Raw genomic sequence first — 16989 nt, 5'->3', positions numbered from 1 at the left:
GAGGCGAGGCGCTAGCGTCATGATCCCGGTCCGCGGCTTTGAAGGCAGGACGGTCGCCGTGTTCGGCCTGGCTCGTACGGGGCTGGCGGCCGCGCGCGCGCTGGAGGCCGGCGGCGCGTCGGTCGCGCTGTGGGACGAGAAGCCCGCCGCCCGCCAGGCTGCGGAGGCCGCCGGCTTCACGCTGACGGATCTCACCACGGCCGACTGGTCGCAGTTCGCCGCCCTGATGCTGTCGCCGGGCGTGCCGCTGACCCATCCCGCGCCGCACTGGACGGTGGAGAAGGCGCGTGAGGCCGGCGTCGAGATCCTCGGCGACATCGAGCTGTTCGCCCGCACGGTGAACGCCGCGCCCGAGCACAAGCGGCCGAAGATCATCGCCGTCACCGGCACCAACGGGAAGTCGACGACGACCGCCCTGATCGGCCACATCTGCGCCCAGGCCGGCCGTGACACCCGCATTGGCGGCAACATCGGCTTCGGCGTGCTGGGCTTAGAGGACATGCACGGCGGCGCCGTGTACGTGCTGGAGCTCTCGTCCTACCAGCTGGACCTGACGACGAGCCTGAAGCCCGACGTCGCCATCATCCTCAACGTCTCGCCCGACCACCTCGACCGCCACGGCGGGATGGAGGGCTACGTCGGCGCCAAGCGCCGCATCCTCGCCAACCAGGGCAAGGGCGACACCGCCGTCATCGGCGTGGACGACCCCTGGGGCGCGCGGATCTGCACCGAGATCACCGCCGCCAACCGCCGCACCATCGTGCCGGTTTCGGCGTCGAAGGCGATGGGCCGCGGAGTCTATGCGCTGGACGGACTGCTGTACGACGCCACCGGCGAGCGTGCGGTCGAGGCTGCCGATCTGAAGCGCGCCCGCTCGCTGCCCGGCCGGCACAACTGGCAGAACGCGGCGGCCGCCTACGCCGCGGCCAAGGGCATCGGCATCGCCGCCGACGAGGCCGCCGAGCACCTGATGAGCTTCCCGGGCCTGGCCCACCGGATGGAGACGGTCGGGACCATCGGCAAGGTGCGCTTCGTCAACGACTCCAAGGCGACCAACGCCGACGCCGCGCGCCAGGCGATGTCCAGCTATCCGAAGTTCTACTGGATCGCCGGCGGCCAGCCGAAGGCCGGCGGGATCGACACCCTGGGCGATCTCTTCGGCCGGATCGAGAAGGCCTATCTGATCGGCGAGGCCGCGCCGGCCTTCGCCCAGGTGCTGGCCGGTCAGGCCCCCGCCGTCGAAAGCGGGACCATGGAGGCGGCGGTCGCGCAGGCTTTCGCTGACGCGCAAGCCTCCGGTCAGGACGCCATCGTGCTGCTGTCGCCGGCCTGCGCCTCGTTCGACCAGTTCACCGACTTCGAAGCCCGCGGCGAGGCCTTCCGCGCCGCCGTCCAGCGCCTCGCCGGCGAAGGCCAGGCGAAGGGGGCGGCGTGACCTCCCCCTCCCAGGCGCACGCTTTCGCCCGCTCGGACCGCTCCGCGCTCGGCATGTGGTGGTGGACCATCGACCGCTGGATGCTGGGCGTCACCGCCCTGCTGATGGCGATCGGCGTGGCCCTGTCGTTCGCCTCCAGTCCGGCGGCGGCGATGCGGATGAACATCGGCGACCCGTTCCATTTCGCGGTGCGCCAGTGCGTGTTCGGCGCCGGCGCCGCGGTGATGCTGATCGGCGTCTCGATGCTCGAGGTGCGCACCATCCGCCGCTCGGCCTTCGCCATCTGGCTGGCGGCGATCGCCATGATGATCGTGCTGCCGCTGATCGGCCACAACGCCAAGGGCGCGACCCGCTGGCTGGAGCTCGGCGGCTTCACCCTGCAGCCGTCGGAGTTCATGAAGCCGGCGCTGGTGATCCTGGTCGCCTGGATGTTCGCCGAGGGCCAGAAGGGGCAGGGGGTGCCCGGCGTCTCGATCGCCTTCGGCCTCTACCTGGTCTCGGTCGCGCTGCTGCTGATCCAGCCGGACGTCGGCCAGACGGTGCTGATCACCATCGCCTTCGGCGCCGCCTTCTGGATGGCCGGCGTGCCGATCTCCTGGGTGATGCTGCTCGGCGGCACGGCGCTCGCCGGCCTGTCGTCGACCTATTTCCTGTTTCCGCACGTCGCCAGCCGGGTGAACCGCTTCCTGTCGCCGGACAAGGCCGACACCCACCAGGTCGACCGCGCCGCCGAGGCGATCAACGCCGGCGGCTTCCTCGGCCGCGGCCCGGGCGAGGGCGTGATGAAGCGCCACGTCCCCGACCTGCACACCGACTTCATCTATTCGGTCGGGGCCGAGGAGTACGGCCTGGTGTTTTCGCTGCTGCTGATCGGACTGTTTTCGCTGTTGGTGGTCCGCGGCCTCTATCGCGCCATGAAGCTGAACGATCCCTTCGAGCAGGTTGCGGCGGCGGGGCTGTTCGTGCTCGTCGGCCAGCAGGCCTTCATCAACGTGGCGGTCAATCTGAACATGATCCCGACCAAGGGCATGACCCTGCCCTTCATCTCGTATGGAGGCTCCTCGATGCTGGCGATGGGCCTGACGCTTGGCATGGCGCTGGCGCTGACCCGCCGCCGACCCGGCGCCTACACGCCTGGCGACGGCCTCTCCAAGTCCGGCGCCTTCGCCTAAAGAGCCTGTTCCGAATGCGTAAAGTCGCTGTCGTCGCCGCCGGAGGAACCGGCGGCCATCTGTTTCCCGCCCAGGCGCTGGCCGAGGCGCTGATCGCTCGCGGCTGGTCGATCGTGCTCGCCTCCGACGAGCGCGTCGCCGGCCTGGCCCAGGACTTTCCGGCCGAGCGCCGGATCGGCCTGTCGGCCGCCACCTACAAGCCCGGCGATCCGCTGGGCATGGCCCGGGCCGGCCTCGCCGTGCTCGGCGGCGCGGCCCAGGCGCGCGCCGCCTACCACCAGTTCGGGCCGCGCGTGGTGGTCGGCTTCGGCGGCTATCCGTCGGCGCCGGCGCTGGTCGGCGCGGTGCTCGACCGCCGCCCGACGGTGATCCACGAGCAGAACGCGGTGATGGGCCGGACCAACCGGATGCTGGCCCCGCACGTGCGCACCGTGGCCTGCGCCTTCCCGACCTTGCTGAAGGCGCCGCCGAAGGTCGCCCAGCGCGCCATCGTCGTCGGCAACCCGGTGCGCCCGCCGATCCGCGCGCTGGCCACCGAGCCCTACATCCCGCCGGAGGACGGCGGACAGCTGCGCCTGCTCGTCACCGGCGGCAGCCAGGGCGCCCGGCTGCTGTCCGAACTGGTGCCGGAAGCCATCAAGCTGCTGCCGGAAGAGCTGCGCGCGCGGCTGGTGGTCGCCCAGCAGACCCGGCCGGAGTCGATGAACTTCGCCCGCCGCGCCTACGGCGACGCCAACGTCGACGCCGAGATCGCCCCGTTCTTCCGCGACATGGCCACCCGGCTGAAGGCCGCCCACCTGGTGATCGGCCGCTCGGGCGCCGGTACGGTCTGCGAGTTCGCGATCGCCGGCCGGCCGGCGATCCTGGTGCCGCTGGCCATCGCCATCGACGACGACCAGGGCCAGAACGCCCGCCTGCTGGCCGAGGCCGGCGGGGCCGAGATCGCCCGCGAGCACCAGCTCACCGTCGACAGCCTGGCCGGGGCGCTGGAGAAGCTGCTGAGCAATCCGGCGCGGCTCGCCCGGATGGCCGCCGCCGCCCGCTCGGTCGCCATCCCCGACGCCGCCGAACGCCTGGCCGACGTCGTCGAGGACACCGCGGCGAAGGGGTAAGCTCTCTCTTCACGTCATCCCGGCCGAAGCGCAGCGTAGAGCCGGGACCCAGGGGCGGCGCGCACTGCAGAACCCCCTGGGTCCCGGATCGGCCTTCGGCTGTCCGGGATGACGGCTTTGAAGAGCGGACGGCCTTTCGTCGCGCCCGGCGCTAGTTTCCCGCTAACTCGGCTGATGGTAGCAACCGCCTCATGAACCGACGCCCCGTGCCCTTCGACATCGGCCCCGTGCACTTCATCGGCATCGGGGGCATCGGCATGAGCGGCATCGCCGAGATCATGCTGCGCATCGGCTATACGGTGCAGGGCTCCGACGCCAAGGCCAGCGCCAACACCGAGCGGCTCGAGAAGCTCGGCGCGAAGATCTGCATCGGCCACGACGCGTCCCACGTCGAGGGCGCCTCGGCGGTGGTCTATTCGACCGCGGTCAAGCACGACAATCCGGAGATGGTCGCCGCACGCGACCGGCGCCTGCCGCTGGTGCGCCGCGCCGAGATGCTGGCCGAGCTGATGCGACTGCAGTTCTCGGTGGCTGTGGGCGGCACGCACGGCAAGACCACCACCACCTCGATGATCGCCTGCCTGCTGGACGCCGGCGGGCTGGATCCGACGGTAGTCAACGGCGGGATCATCAACGCCTACGGCACCAACGCCAAGGTCGGGGCCGGCGACTGGATCGTCGTCGAGGCGGACGAGAGCGACGGCACCTTCCTGAAGCTCCGTTCGACGGTGGCGGTGGTCACCAACATCGACCCCGAGCACCTCGACCACTACGGCGACTTCGACGCGGTCAAGCGCGCCTTCCGCGACTTCGTCGAGAACATCCCGTTCTACGGCTTCGCCGCGGTCTGCACCGACCACCCCGAGGTGCAGGCGATGGCCGCCCGGGTCGAGAACCGCCGGCTGGTCAGCTACGGCGTCAATCCCCAGGCCGAGGTCCGCGCCGAGAAGATCGCCATGGGCCCCGACGGCGCCCGCTTCGACGTGATCATCGATCCGCTGGAAGGCGAGGCGATCCGCTACGAGGGCCTGCACCTGCCGATGGCCGGCCACCACAACGTCATGAACGCCCTGGCGGCGATCGCCGTGGCCCGCGAGCTCGGGGTCTCCGCCGAAGACCTGCGCAGCGGCCTGACCAGCTTCGGCGGGGTCAAGCGGCGCTTCACCACCACCGGCGTCGCCAACGGCGTGCGGGTGATCGACGACTACGGCCACCATCCGGTGGAGATCGGCTCGGTGCTGAAGGCCGCCCGCGCGGTGACCGAAGGCCGGGTCGTCGCCGTGGTCCAGCCGCACCGCTATTCGCGCCTGCACGACCTGTTCGACGACTTCTGCGCCTGCTTCAGCGACGCCGACACGGTGATCGTCGCCGACGTCTACGCCGCCGGCGAAGCGCCGCTGCCGGGCATCGACCGCAACGGCCTGGTCGAGGGACTGCGCCGCTACGGCCACCGCCGGGTGCTGTCGCTGGACGGCCCGCAGCAACTCGCCGGGCTGGTCAGCCACGAGGCCCATGCGGGCGACGTCGTCGTGCTGCTGGGGGCCGGCGACATCACCAGCTGGGCCTACGCCCTGCCGGACGAACTGCTGGCGCTCGGGCAGGCCGCGCAATGAGCTGGCGCGACCGGCTGCCGGCGGTCCGCGGCAAGGTCCTGTTCGACGAGCCGCTCGGCCCCTTCACCTGGTTCCGCGTCGGCGGCCCGGCCGAGGTGGTCTTCCTGCCGGCCGACGCCGAGGATCTCGCCGAGTTCCTGAAAGCCCTGGACCCGGCCGTGCCGGTCGCGCCGATCGGCGTCGGCTCCAACACCCTGGTCCGCGACGGCGGGGTCGAGGGCGTGGTGGTGCGCCTCGGCAAGGGCTTCTCCGGGGTCGAGCCGCGCGGCGACCACCGCATCTACGCCGGCGCCGCCCTGCTCGACGCCGTGCTGGCGCGCGAGGCGGCCAAGGCCGGCATCGCCGGGCTGGAGTTCTACCGCGGCGTGCCGGGCTCGGTCGGCGGGGCGCTGACCATGAACGCCGGCTGCTACGGCGCGGAGACCAAGGACGTGCTGGTCGAGGCCTATGCGGTCACCCGCGCCGGCGCGACGATCACGCTGTCCAACGCCGAGCTCGGCTACAGCTACCGCAAGTCGGCCCGCGCCGCCGCCGAGCCGCTGATCTTCACCGGCGCGCTGTTCGCCGGGACGCCGGACGCGCCGGCCGCCATCGAGGCGCGGATGAGCGCGATCACCGAGCGGCGCGAGGCCAGCCAGCCGATCCGCGAGAAGACCGGCGGGTCGACCTTCAAGAATCCGCCCGGCCACTCCTCCTGGCAGCTGGTCGACCAGGCCGGCTGGCGCGGCAAGCCGTTCGGCGGGGCGATGTTCTCGCCGCTGCACGCCAACTTCCTGATCAACACCGGCGAAGCCACCGCCGCCGATCTCGAAGGCCTGGGCGAAGCCGTCCGCGCCGACGTGAAGGCCAAGTTCGGCGTCGAGCTCGACTGGGAAATCAAGCGGATCGGCAAGCCGGGCTGAGCCCAAAACTCGGCTGTCATCCCGGTTTCGCGAATTTTCTCCGTCATGGCCCGGCTCGTCCGGGCCACCCAGCCCAAAGCGCCGCCTTCAGTTGTTGCGGAACCACGTCGGGATGGGCCGCCCGGACAAGCCAGGCGATGACGGTTGAGAGAGCCGCGATCTAAGGCGCGGCGCGGCGTCCACTTGACCCCCGCCCGCGGCTGCGCCACCGCGGGTATGCCTCCAACTTCAACGAGAGTCGCTCATGGCCGCCCCCCTCGCCGGACATCACGTCGCCGTCCTTCTCGGCGGCCCTTCTTCCGAGCGGGAGGTCAGCCTGGTCTCCGGCGCGGCCTGCGCCGATGCGCTCGAGCGGCTGGGCGCCAAGGTCAGCCGGGTCGACGCCCATCGCGACGTCGCCGAGATCCTGACCCGGCTGCAGCCCGACGTCTGTTTCAACGCCCTGCATGGGGCCTGGGGCGAGGACGGCTGCGTCCAGGGCGTCCTGGAGACGCTCGGGATCCCCTACACCCACTGCGGCGTGCTGGCCTCGGCGCTGGCGATGGACAAGGCCAAGGCCAAGGCGGTGCTGGCCGCGGCCGGTGTCACCGTGCCGGGCGGCGGTCTGTTCAACCGGTTCGATGTCGCCCGCGACCACGTGCTGCCGCCACCCTATGTGGTGAAGCCCAACGCCGAAGGCTCCTCGGTCGGCGTCTTCCTGGTGATGGACGGCTCCAACCGCCCGCCGCAGGAGGTGGTCGACCCGTCCTGGACCTTCGGTGAGGAGGTGATGGTCGAGCCCTACATCCCTGGGCGCGAGCTGGCCGCCGGGGTGCGTGACGGCAAGGGCATGATGGTTACCGAAATCATCCCCAGGACCGGCTTCTATGACTACGAAGCCAAGTACGGCGAAGACGGCTCCGTGCACGTCTGCCCGGCCGATCTTCCGGCGCATGTTACGGAAAAGGCTCTGCAATTAGCGGAGCAGGCGCACGCGGCCCTGGGTTGCCGAGGGGTTACCCGGTCGGACCTCCGTTATGACGACATTAACGACGTGCTCGTACTCTTGGAGGTCAACACCCAGCCCGGCATGACTCCGACTTCGCTAATTCCCGAGCAGGCGGCGAAGCAGGGCGTGGGATTCGACGAACTGGTTCTTTGGATCACGGAGGACGCTTATGCCCGCGGCGGTGCGGGGGGGATCGCGAGTCCAGGCGAATCCTCGGGCCAAAGCGCCCGCCAGTCCCAGAGGTAAGCGCGCCGCTTCCGCGAAGCCGGCGCCGCCTCCCGGACGCGGCGGCGCGCCCGGCCCGGGAGTATCCCCCAAGACAGTGCTGATCGCCGCCGCCAGCGTGGTCGCGCTGGCGCTGGTCGCCACGCTGGCCACCGGCGGCCGCGGCGAGCGGTTGGTCCAGGGCATAGCGACCGGCGTCGACGCGCGCTTCGCCCAGGCCGGCTTCCGGCTGAAGAAGGTGCACGTCGAAGGCGCCTCGCCGCTGGCGACCGCCGACATCGTCCGCGCCGCGGGCGTCTACGCCGACCAGCCGCTGGTAGGCCTGAACCTCGAGGACGTTCGCCTGCGGGTGGAGAGCGTCGGCTGGGTCAAGGACGTCCGGGTCGTTCGCCTGCTGCCCGACACCCTGGTGCTGGCGGTGCACGAGCGCCGGCAGCTCGCCGTCTGGCAGCGCGCCGGCAAGACCTCGGTGATCGACGACCACGGCCAGGTGATCCCGGAGGCTGATCCGGGCCGCTTCGCGGCCTTGCCGCTGGTGGTGGGCGAGGGCGCCGACGTGGCCGCCCCGGCGATCCTGCCGATCCTGTCGCAGCGGCCGCGGCTGATGCAACTGACCGACGCCCTGGTCCGCGTCGACGACCGGCGCTGGGACCTTCGCCTTCGGGACGGCTCGCTGATCCAGCTGCCGTCCGTCGGCGAGGAGCAGGCGCTGATGCAGCTCGAACAGCTGGATCAGCGCTCGCACATCCTGACGCTGGGCTTCGACCGGATCGACCTGCGCAACCCCGAACTCGTGGCCGTCCGACCACGGCAAGCTGAGCTGGATGGCCGCCCCGCGGCCGCCGGCGCCTGAGGCAAGAAAGCCTGAGATGCTGAAGATCGCCCCTCGCACCGAAGACAAGAAGGACGGGCTCAAAGCGGCCCTGTCCCGTCCGCCCGTGGTCGCCGCCGTCGACCTGGGCGCGTCGAAGGTCACGTGCTTCATCATGAAGCCGGACGGCGTGCGCCGCGGCGACCGCACCCTGACCACGGCCGGGGTCGGCTACGTCCAGTCGCGCGGCGTGCGCGGCGGGGCGATCATCAACCTTGACGAGGCCTCCGAGGCCATCGCCCAGGCCGTCGAGCGCGCCGAGAACGTCGCTGGCGTCAACGTCCAGGGCGTCACCGTCGCCACCGCTGGCGGCCAGCTGAGCTCGGCCCGGGTAGGCGGCCGCGTCTCGCTGGGCGCGCGTCCGATCTGCGACAACGACCTAGTCCGCTGCATCCAGCACGCCCTGTCGCAGATCAAGCTGCCGGGCCGCCGCGCCGCTCACATTCTGCCGATCGCCTGGGCGGTGGACGGGCAGGGCGGGGTGCGCGACCCGCGCGCCATGTTCGGCCGCGTGCTCGGCGTCGAGCTGCTGGTCGTCTCGGTCTCCGAGGCCGTCTACCAGACGCTGGGCGCCTGTATCGAGCGCGCCCACCTGCAGTTCGAAGGCGTGGTCGCGGCTCCGTTTGTTTCGGCGCTCGCGGCGCTGGAAGAAGACGAGATGGACCTGGGTTCGGTCTGCATCGACATGGGCGGCGGCTCGACCTCGGCGGCGGTGTTCAACGCCGGTTCGCTGGTGCACGTCGAAACGATCCCGGTCGGCGGCCAGCACGTGACTCAGGACATCGCCCGCGGGCTCTCGACCTCGGTCGCCGGCGCCGAGCGCATCAAGACCCTGCACGGCTCGGCCATCGCCTCGGCCAACGAGGATCGCGAGATCATCGAGGCGCCGCCGCGTGGCGACGACCCCGGCGCGGGTCCGGTGCAAGCGCCGCGCTCGTTGCTCAAGGGGATCATCGCGCCGCGAGTCGAAGAGACGATGGAGCTGCTGCGCGACCGGCTGAAAGCCTCTGGCGCGCCGATGGAAGCCGGCGCCGGCCTGGTGCTGACCGGCGGCGCCAGCCAGCTGGCCGGCGTGCGCGAAGTGGCTGTGCGGGTGTTCGACCGTCCGGTGCGCCTGGGCCGTCCGCGCCGGGTGCCGCACCTGGCCGACGCCGCCTCGGGCCCCGCCTTCACCGCCGCGGCTGGGGTCCTGCACCGCGCCGCCTTCGGTCCGCGCGAGGCGGTCTCCACCAAGGCGCTGGTCTCGGCCAAGCTGCGCCGCGAACCGCTCGACGCCAGCGCCAACCCGGTCGCCAAGGCCGCGGCCTGGCTGCGGGAGAATCTGTAGGCGGAGTCACGCCGCGGGAGCGAAGCTTCGCCTTCGCGCGTTCAGGCGGCGATGGATGTCGCGCGCTCTCGTGAAGGAGACTATGCGCTAGGACTGGCGAGAGCCTGCGCCGGGGCGCTGATCTTCGGATTTCCGTTGCTGATGACGATGGAGATGTGGGAGCTCGGCTTCTACATCGAGCGCCATCGACTGGCGCTGTTCCTCGGCGTTACCGTCCTGGTCGTGTTCGGCCTGAGCCGTTTCGCCGGCTTCCGTGACGACACCGACATCTTCGACGACGCGCTGGACAGCTTGGCGGCCATGCTCGTGGGCTGCGTCGTCTCGGCCCTGCTGCTGCTGTTGTTCGGCCTCATCCATGCCGGTCTCAGCGTGCGCGAGGTGGTCGGCATGGTGGCGATTCAAGCCGCGCCGGCCAGCATGGGCGCGGTGCTCGCCAACAAGCAGCTGCAGCGGCGAGAGGGCGGCGCGGAGAAGGAGGATCGGGCGGGTTATCTCGGCCAGCTGTTCCTGATGGCGGCCGGCGCGCTGTTCCTCGCCTTCAACACCGCGCCGACCGAGGAGATGATCCTGATCGGCTTCAAGATGACGCCCTGGCACGCGATCGCCCTGGTCGGTCTTTCGCTGCTGGTGCTGCACGCGCTCGTCTTCACTGTCGGGTTCGCGGGCCAGGAAGAACACGAACGTCCGCTGATGGCCTTCCTGCATTTCACCCTGGCGGGGTACGGCCTGGCCCTGCTCGTCAGCCTCTACGTGCTGTGGACCTTCGGGCGGCTCGACGGTGGCCTGAGCGACACGGTGCTGTCCGCCGCCGTGCTGGGTTTCCCTGCCGCCCTGGGGGCGGCGCTCGCCCGGCTGGTGGTGTGAGGCCATGGCCAGGACTGTGAAGCGTCCGGGTCTCCTGCAGCGCACGCCGATCCTGGAATGGATCGCGGCGGCGCTGGGGCTGCTGCTCACCGTGAGCCTGCTCGTCTACCTCGTCGGCGAGGGCCTGTCGGCGCGCAATGGTCCGCCGGCCCTGAGCGTCGCCACCGAGGCGGCGAAGCCGAGCGGCGGCGGCTTCGTCGTGCCGGTGGTTGTGCGCAACGCGAGCAACACCACGGCGGCCGCGGTCGAAGTCCGGGGGACGCTGGAGCAGGGCGGACGGGTCGTCGAGGAACGCCGGCTGAGCTTCACCTACGTTCCAGGCGGCGGCGAGGTCCGTGGCGGGCTGATCTTCCAGCGCGATCCAAGGGGCCTGCGGCTGAGCGTTTCGCCGGAAGGGTACGAGGAGCCGTGAAGGCCCGACTCGGCCGGTTTGAGACGATTTCGAGGAGGCTTCGGCGCCTCTTCGCGGCTTAACCGAGACACCCGGTCACAGTTGCCTGAGTCCTTAACAGGAAACCGCACTTTCCGGGCGGATCCGGGTCGATACGGCTCCGACTCAGGCTATGCCCTTAACCTTCGATTAAGGGTGTCGGTCGCCTAGTAAACCCATCCTTAAGAAGGGCGTTCGCGGGCGGGTCGCGGAGCGCCGGGTTCGGTATTCTAAGAAGGACGCAGGGGTCCCATGGCTATTTCTCTTACAGCGCCGCGGGCTACGGAATTGAAGCCGCGGATCGTCGTCTTCGGCGTCGGCGGCGCTGGCGGCAACGCGGTCAACAACATGATCGAAGCCGGCCTGGAAGGCGTCGAATTCGTCGTCGCCAACACCGACGCGCAGCAGCTGCAGTTCGCCAAGACTGAGCGCCGCATCCAGCTGGGCGTGCTGGCGACTCAGGGCCTGGGCGCGGGCGCCCATCCGGAAGTCGGCATGACCGCGGCCGAAGAGTCGGTCGCCGAGATCGGCGAGCATCTCGACGGCTCGCACATGGTGTTCATCACCGCCGGCATGGGCGGCGGCACCGGCACCGGCGCGGCCCCGATCATCGCCAAGTGCGCCCGCGAGCGCGGCATCCTGACGGTCGGCGTGGTGACCAAGCCCTTCCACTTCGAAGGCCGTCACCGGATGCGCCTGGCTGACGCCGGCATCAACGAGCTGCAGCGCTACGTCGACACCTTGATCATCATCCCGAACCAGAACCTGTTCCGCGTCGCCAACGAGCGGACGACCTTCGCCGAAGCGTTCGGCATGGCCGACCAGGTCTTGCACTCCGGCGTCCGCTCGATCACCGACCTTATGGTCCTGCCGGGCCTGATCAACCTCGACTTCGCTGACGTCCGCACGGTCATGACCGAGATGGGCAAGGCGATGATGGGCACCGGCGAAGCGACCGGCGACGACCGCGCGCTGATGGCCGCCCAGAACGCGATCCAGAACCCGCTGCTGGACGAAGTCTCGCTGAAGGGCGCCAAGGCGGTGCTGGTCAACGTCACCGGCGGCCTCGACATGACCCTGCTGGAAGTCGACGAAGCGGCCAACGCCATCGCCGAACAGGTCGACGCCGAAGCCAACATCATCTTCGGCGCCGCCTTCGACCCGAGCCTGGACGGCATGATCCGCGTGTCGGTGGTCGCCACCGGCATGGACGGCGCCTCGATCGCCGCCATCGAGCCGAAGGTCGAACGCCGCGCCAACACCGCCGCCCAGCCGCTGCGCGCCGACCTGACCCGCGCCGCCGCCGAGGCCGCCGCGGCTCCGGCGCCGCAACCGGTCGCCGCCGCCTACGAGCCGGCCCCGGTCGCCCGCCAGCCGATCCTCGCCCACGAGGACGACCAGCCCGACCTCTACGGCCAGCCGGCTCCGGTCGCGGCCCAAGCCGCGCCGACCGTCACCCGCATCGTCGATCCGGCGGTGGAAGAGCTGACCGACGAGGACGAGCCGCTGTTCGCCGAGCCGGCCTATGAGCAGCGCCGTCCGCGCGGCGGGTTCCTCAGCCTGTTCGGCGGCCGCCCGCGCTACGAGCAGGCCCCGGCCCAGGCGCCCGCGCCCGGCCCGCGCGCCAGCGCGGTCCGCGGCGGCGCCCTGCCGGTCGAGACCCCGGCGATCGCGCCCGAGCCGGACGTCGGCGAGGACCTGGAGATCCCGTCCTTCCTCCGCCGTCTGGCGAACTAAGCACTCGCGACCCGATCCTGGGCGGCGCTTAGGCCGCCTGCGACAAAGGCGAACGTCGGAACCCCGGCGTTCGCCTTTGGCGTTTCGCCGCACCCGCCTTGCGAAGCGGCGTGCGTAGGCTCAGTTCCCCGCATCGGTGAACGAGGTCTTAACTGTCCCGAAGCGAAACATAGCGAAACAGCAGTTGTTTTGCTGCAGCGCGGCAACGCTTCTACACAGCTACTGGGACGTTTTCCGGCCGCGTCTTCGGGCCGGATCAGTTGTTTGGGAAGGTAGCAGCGTGGCTGCAGACGGATTTCAGCACGGAGCGTTCCAGCACACCTTGCGTACGCCGGCGGTCTTCGCCGGGGTGGGCGTGCATACGGGCGCTTATACTCGCGCGTCCGTTCACCCGGCGCCCGTGGACGCCGGCATTGTCTTTGTCCGAACCGACGTGACCGGCCGCGACAACCGCATTCCCGTCACCGGCAAGGCGGTCTGCAAGACCCAACTCGGCACGGTGATCAGCAATGCTGACGGGGTCACCGTCTCGACCATCGAACACCTGATGGCCGCCCTGGTGATGCTGGGGATCGACAATGCGGTGGTCGAGCTCGACGGTCCCGAGATGCCGATCATGGACGGCTCGGCCGAGCCGTTCGTGCGCATCATCGACCGCGCCGGCCGCCGGCCGCAGGCGGCCGCCCGCCGATTCATCGAGATCCGCGAGACCGTCGAAGTCCGCGACGGCGACAAGCGCGCCGCGTTGAAGCCGGCGCATCGCTTCGAAGTCGCGTTCGAGATCCGCTTCCCGACGCAGGTGATCGGCCGCCAGGTGATCGACATGGCGATGGACGAGTTCACCTTCCGCCGCGAGATCGCCGACTGCCGCACCTTCGGCTTCGTGCACGAGGTCGAGGCGCTGCGCGCGCTGGGCCTGGCGCGGGGCGGCAGCCTGGAGAACGCGGTGGTGATCGAGGGCGACGGGGTGATCAACCCGGAGGGCCTCCGCCGCCCGGACGAGTTCGTGCGCCACAAGGCGCTGGACGCGATCGGCGACCTCTACGTGCTCGGCGCGCCGATCCTCGGCCGTTTCGAGGGCGTGCTGGCCGGCCACGGCCTGAACAACCAGCTGGTTCGCGCGCTGCTCGCGCGTCCGGACGCCTGGCGCCTGCGGACCTTCGCCGAAGAGATCGCCGAAGCGGTCTGACGCACGCAGGGGAGGGGCGAGCCGCGTGGAGCGCTCGCCGCTGCTCCAGGCTTCTCGCTACCTAGACTTTTCCATGACAACGGCGCCGCCGGAGGCGGTCGCCTCCCCCTCTCGCGAGGGGGAGGAAAGCGTCAGCGCTTCGGCGGCTTGCCACGCGGCGGCGGCCCGCCTCGGCGCGGCGGTCCGCCCTTGCCGGCCGGAGGCCCGCCCTTGCCAGGCGGCCGGCCCTTGCCGGGGCCGCGCGGGCCGGGGCCCCTGGGGCCTGCGCCCTTCGGACCTGACGACCGCGGGGCCGGCGCACCGGCCGGGGTGATCGGCACGTCGCCGTCGGCGGCGTTGCGCACGGCCTCGCGGAAGCGCTCTTCCGCGGCCAGGGCGATCTCGAACTTGGTCTCGCCGTCGAAGATGCGGATCTCGCCGATGTCCTTCTTGGTGACATGGCCGAGCCGGCAGATCAGCGGCACCAGCCACTTCGGGTCGGCGTTGTCCTGGCGGCCGACCGGCATCTGGAACCAGGCGCCGGTGCCGGCCCCGGTCTCCAGCGCATGGCGCGGCTCGCGCGGGGCGCGTTCCAGATTGCGATCGATGTTCAGGTGGCGCGGGGCCGGCGGTGCGGCGCCCCGGCCGTCGTCGAACAGGTCCTCGGGATCGGGCAGGCGCGAGCGGTAGAGCCGAACCAGGGCCGCGGCGACCACCTCGGGCGCAGTGCCTTCGAGCAGCTTCTTGCCGAGCGCCAGGTCCTCATCCGACGGCGCTTCCTGCAGCAGCGGGTTCTCCAGCAGCCGCTGCTGGTCGCGCTCGCGGATCTCCTCGGCGAGCGGCGGACCGGACCAGATCGCCTGCACCTGGGCGGAGCCCAGCAGCTGCTCGGCCTTGCGCTGGCGGGTGTAGGGCACCAGCAGCACCGAGACGCCCTTGCGCCCGGCGCGGCCGGTCCGGCCGCTGCGGTGCAGCAGGGCGGCCTTGTTCTGCGGCAGCTCGGCGTGGATCACCAGGTCCAGCGCCGGCAGGTCGAGGCCGCGCGCCGCCACGTCGGTCGCGACGCAGGCCCGGGCATGGCCGTCGCGCAGCGCCTGCAGCGCGTCGGAGCGCTCCTTCTGGCTCAGCTCGCCGGACAGGGCGACGACGCCGAACCCGCGCTCGCGCAGCGAGCCGTAGAGGTGGCGCACCGCCTCACGGGTGGCGCAGAAGATCAGCGCGCTCGGCGGCTCGAAATAGCGCAGCACATTGACAACCGCGTGCTCGAGCTCGTTCGGCGCGACGCGGACCGCGCGGTATTCGATGTCGCGGTGCGGCTCGTCGCGGCGGACGGTGTCGATGCGCACCGCCTCGCGCTGGTAGCGACGGGCCAGGGTGGCGATGTCGCGGGCGATGGTGGCGGAGAACAGCAGGGTGCGCCGCTCGACCGGGGTCGCGTCGAGGATCTCCTCGAGGTCCTCGCGGAAGCCGAGGTCGAGCATCTCGTCGGCCTCGTCGAGCACCACGACCTTCAGCGCTGAGAGGTCGAGGTTGCCGCGCTCCAGGTGGTCGCGCAGGCGGCCGGGGGTGCCGACTACCAGGTGGCAGCCGGAGGCCAGCGCCCGCTGCTCGCGCCGCGCGTCCATGCCGCCGACGCAGGTGACGACGTGGGCTCCGGCTTCGGCGTAGAGCCAGCCGAGCTCGCGGCTGACCTGCAGCGCCAGCTCGCGGGTGGGGGCGATGATCAGGCCGAGCGGAGGGCCGGCCTGGGCGAACCGCGGCGCCTCGCCCAGCAGTTCGCTCGCGGCGGCGAGCCCGAAGGCCACGGTCTTGCCGGAGCCGGTCTGCGCCGAAACCAGGAGATCCGCGCCGGCGGGCGCCTCCAGGATGGCGGCCTGGACGGGCGTCGGCTCTTCATAACCCTGCGCGGCGAGCGCGTGAGCCAGCGCGGGATGGGTGTTGGGAAACGGCATCAATATCCTCGTGCGCCCGATCGGCGACTGGCCGAGGGCGTGAGCGTGCAGCCGTTAGCAGGCTTTGTCCCAGCATGCATGTGAATGAGACATGGCGTTTGCGCGAACAACGGCCGATCTTTGATGGCGGAGCGCATGGCGCCCGCCTGTAACGGCCCCACATAAGGCCGAGCTTAGAGACCAGAGGGAGGTCGCCATGACCAAGACGTTCGGGCCCGAGACCACGACCGAAGACGTGCTGGACGGCGTCGACCTTCGCGGCAAACGCATCCTGGTGACCGGCGTCTCGGCGGGCCTGGGGGTGGAGACGGCGCGGGCCTTGGCCGCCCACGGCGCGCAGGTGGTGGGCGCGGCGCGCGACCTGGCCAAGGCGGAGGTGGCGACCGGGCTGGTGCGCGCCGAGGCCGCGAACGGCGGCGGGCTGTCGCTGGTGGAGCTCGACCTGGCTTCGCTGGCCAGCGTGCGGCGGTGCGCCGACGGCCTGCTGGCCGACGGCCGGCCGTTCGACGTGGTGATCGCCAACGCCGGGGTCATGGCGACGCCGTTCGGCCACACCACGGACGGCTTCGAGACCCAGTTCGGCACCAACCACCTCGGCCATTTCGTGCTGGTCAACCGGATCGCCGGCCTGATGCCGGCGGGGGCGCGGCTGGTGAGCCTGTCCTCGGCCGGACACCGGTTCGCCGACGTCGATCTCGATGATCCGAACTTCGAGCACACGCCCTATGTCGAGTTTCTCGGCTACGGCCGATCGAAGACCGCCAACATCCTCTTCGCGGTGGAGTTCGACCGCCGCCACCGCGGGCGCGGCGTCCGCGCCACGGCGGTGCATCCCGGCGTCATCCAGACCGAGCTCGGCCGTCACGTCGATCCGGCGGAGATGGCGAAGGCGACCACCGACCGGCCGGGTTTCGTCTGGAAGACCATCCCGCAGGGCGCGGCGACGTCGGTCTGGGCCGGCGTCGTGGCCGCGGGCGACGCGGTGGGCGGCCACTATTGCGAGGACTGCCACGTGGCGGAAATCAGCAATGACCCCACGGTCCGCGGCGGCGTGCAGCCCTATGCGCTCGACCCCGAGCGAGCCCAGGCGCTGTGGGCCAAGAGCGAGGCGATGGTCGGCGAGCAGTTCTCCGCCTAACCGGGCGGATCGCGGCGGCGATTGATGGCGCCGGCGGGGCGGATGGCGTTCCCGG

Annotated in this window: 14 protein-coding genes; 13 read left to right on the top strand and 1 reads right to left on the bottom strand. The window is 71.0% G+C overall.

Features of this window, described 5'->3' with window-relative positions; genetic code table 11:
- The first annotated feature begins 19 nt into the window (after positions 1-19).
- From murD to lpxC, 12 genes are all read left to right on the top strand, one after another.
- Positions 20-1435: a UDP-N-acetylmuramoyl-L-alanine--D-glutamate ligase gene (gene murD / locus ACSQ14_RS13950; RefSeq protein ID WP_436013741.1), complete on the top strand. Its 1416-nt coding sequence runs from the start codon at positions 20-22 to the stop codon at positions 1433-1435.
- 53 nt (positions 1436-1488) lie between these two features.
- Complete coding sequence (gene ftsW / locus ACSQ14_RS13945) at positions 1489-2607, top strand: putative lipid II flippase FtsW (RefSeq protein WP_436015421.1); 1119 nt, start codon at positions 1489-1491, stop codon at positions 2605-2607.
- A 14-nt stretch (positions 2608-2621) separates the two neighbouring features.
- Positions 2622-3719 (top strand): undecaprenyldiphospho-muramoylpentapeptide beta-N-acetylglucosaminyltransferase, encoded by a 1098-nt coding sequence (gene murG, locus ACSQ14_RS13940; protein WP_436013739.1) that lies wholly within the window; start codon positions 2622-2624, stop codon positions 3717-3719.
- 191 nt (positions 3720-3910) lie between these two features.
- Complete coding sequence (gene murC / locus ACSQ14_RS13935; RefSeq protein ID WP_436013737.1) at positions 3911-5332, top strand: UDP-N-acetylmuramate--L-alanine ligase; 1422 nt, start codon at positions 3911-3913, stop codon at positions 5330-5332.
- The gene (gene murB / locus ACSQ14_RS13930) at positions 5329-6234 is read left to right on the top strand and encodes a UDP-N-acetylmuramate dehydrogenase (RefSeq protein WP_436013735.1); all 906 of its coding nucleotides are present in this window, start codon (positions 5329-5331) and stop codon (positions 6232-6234) included. Before murC ends, murB begins: the two co-directional genes overlap by 4 nt.
- Positions 6235-6478: 244 nt before the next feature.
- A complete protein-coding gene (locus tag ACSQ14_RS13925) occupies positions 6479-7468 on the top strand; it encodes a D-alanine--D-alanine ligase (protein ID WP_436013733.1) in 990 nt (329 codons plus the stop codon).
- Positions 7392-8300, top strand: coding sequence for a cell division protein FtsQ/DivIB (locus ACSQ14_RS13920; protein ID WP_436013731.1), 909 nt, complete (start codon positions 7392-7394; stop codon positions 8298-8300). Before ACSQ14_RS13925 ends, ACSQ14_RS13920 begins: the two co-directional genes overlap by 77 nt.
- Before the next feature lie 16 nt (positions 8301-8316).
- Entirely contained in the window at positions 8317-9645 is a 1329-nt protein-coding gene (gene ftsA / locus ACSQ14_RS13915; protein ID WP_436013729.1) for a cell division protein FtsA, read from the top strand.
- Between the two features lie 51 nt (positions 9646-9696).
- Positions 9697-10509 carry a TIGR02587 family membrane protein gene (locus tag ACSQ14_RS13910; protein WP_436013727.1) on the top strand — a complete coding sequence of 271 codons (813 nt, stop codon included), beginning with the start codon at positions 9697-9699 and terminating at the stop codon, positions 10507-10509.
- Between the two features lie 4 nt (positions 10510-10513).
- Positions 10514-10921 (top strand): hypothetical protein, encoded by a 408-nt coding sequence (locus tag ACSQ14_RS13905; protein WP_436013725.1) that lies wholly within the window; start codon positions 10514-10516, stop codon positions 10919-10921.
- 270 nt (positions 10922-11191) lie between these two features.
- Positions 11192-12676, top strand: coding sequence for a cell division protein FtsZ (gene ftsZ / locus ACSQ14_RS13900; RefSeq protein WP_436013723.1), 1485 nt, complete (start codon positions 11192-11194; stop codon positions 12674-12676).
- Between the two features lie 280 nt (positions 12677-12956).
- Positions 12957-13865, top strand: a complete 909-nt coding sequence (gene lpxC, locus ACSQ14_RS13895) for a UDP-3-O-acyl-N-acetylglucosamine deacetylase (protein ID WP_436013721.1) — start codon at positions 12957-12959, stop codon at positions 13863-13865.
- A gap of 131 nt (positions 13866-13996) precedes the next feature.
- Here the strand turns inward: lpxC and ACSQ14_RS13890 are convergent, their stop codons facing one another.
- Complete coding sequence (locus tag ACSQ14_RS13890; protein ID WP_436013719.1) at positions 13997-15796, bottom strand: DEAD/DEAH box helicase; 1800 nt, start codon at positions 15794-15796, stop codon at positions 13997-13999.
- Between the two features lie 196 nt (positions 15797-15992).
- Between ACSQ14_RS13890 and ACSQ14_RS13885 the strand changes: the two genes are divergently transcribed.
- Positions 15993-16934: an SDR family NAD(P)-dependent oxidoreductase gene (locus tag ACSQ14_RS13885; protein ID WP_436013717.1), complete on the top strand. Its 942-nt coding sequence runs from the start codon at positions 15993-15995 to the stop codon at positions 16932-16934.
- The last annotated feature ends 55 nt before the right edge of the window (positions 16935-16989 follow it).

The organism is Phenylobacterium sp. LjRoot219 (genome assembly GCF_964252995.1).
Classification (GTDB): domain Bacteria; phylum Pseudomonadota; class Alphaproteobacteria; order Caulobacterales; family Caulobacteraceae; genus Phenylobacterium.
This window is presented reverse-complemented; position numbering and strand designations above follow the sequence as displayed.

Coding starts and splice junctions, on each gene's coding strand:
- murD (WP_436013741.1), top strand. CDS start 20: ATGATCCCGGTCCGCGGCTTTGAAGGCAGGACGGTCGCCGTGTTCGGC.
- ftsW (WP_436015421.1), top strand. CDS start 1,489: ATGTGGTGGTGGACCATCGACCGCTGGATGCTGGGCGTCACCGCCCTG.
- murG (WP_436013739.1), top strand. CDS start 2,622: ATGCGTAAAGTCGCTGTCGTCGCCGCCGGAGGAACCGGCGGCCATCTG.
- murC (WP_436013737.1), top strand. CDS start 3,911: ATGAACCGACGCCCCGTGCCCTTCGACATCGGCCCCGTGCACTTCATC.
- murB (WP_436013735.1), top strand. CDS start 5,329: ATGAGCTGGCGCGACCGGCTGCCGGCGGTCCGCGGCAAGGTCCTGTTC.
- ACSQ14_RS13925 (WP_436013733.1), top strand. CDS start 6,479: ATGGCCGCCCCCCTCGCCGGACATCACGTCGCCGTCCTTCTCGGCGGC.
- ACSQ14_RS13920 (WP_436013731.1), top strand. CDS start 7,392: ATGCCCGCGGCGGTGCGGGGGGGATCGCGAGTCCAGGCGAATCCTCGG.
- ftsA (WP_436013729.1), top strand. CDS start 8,317: ATGCTGAAGATCGCCCCTCGCACCGAAGACAAGAAGGACGGGCTCAAA.
- ACSQ14_RS13910 (WP_436013727.1), top strand. CDS start 9,697: ATGGATGTCGCGCGCTCTCGTGAAGGAGACTATGCGCTAGGACTGGCG.
- ACSQ14_RS13905 (WP_436013725.1), top strand. CDS start 10,514: ATGGCCAGGACTGTGAAGCGTCCGGGTCTCCTGCAGCGCACGCCGATC.
- ftsZ (WP_436013723.1), top strand. CDS start 11,192: ATGGCTATTTCTCTTACAGCGCCGCGGGCTACGGAATTGAAGCCGCGG.
- ACSQ14_RS13890 (WP_436013719.1), bottom strand. CDS start 15,796: ATGCCGTTTCCCAACACCCATCCCGCGCTGGCTCACGCGCTCGCCGCG.
- ACSQ14_RS13885 (WP_436013717.1), top strand. CDS start 15,993: ATGACCAAGACGTTCGGGCCCGAGACCACGACCGAAGACGTGCTGGAC.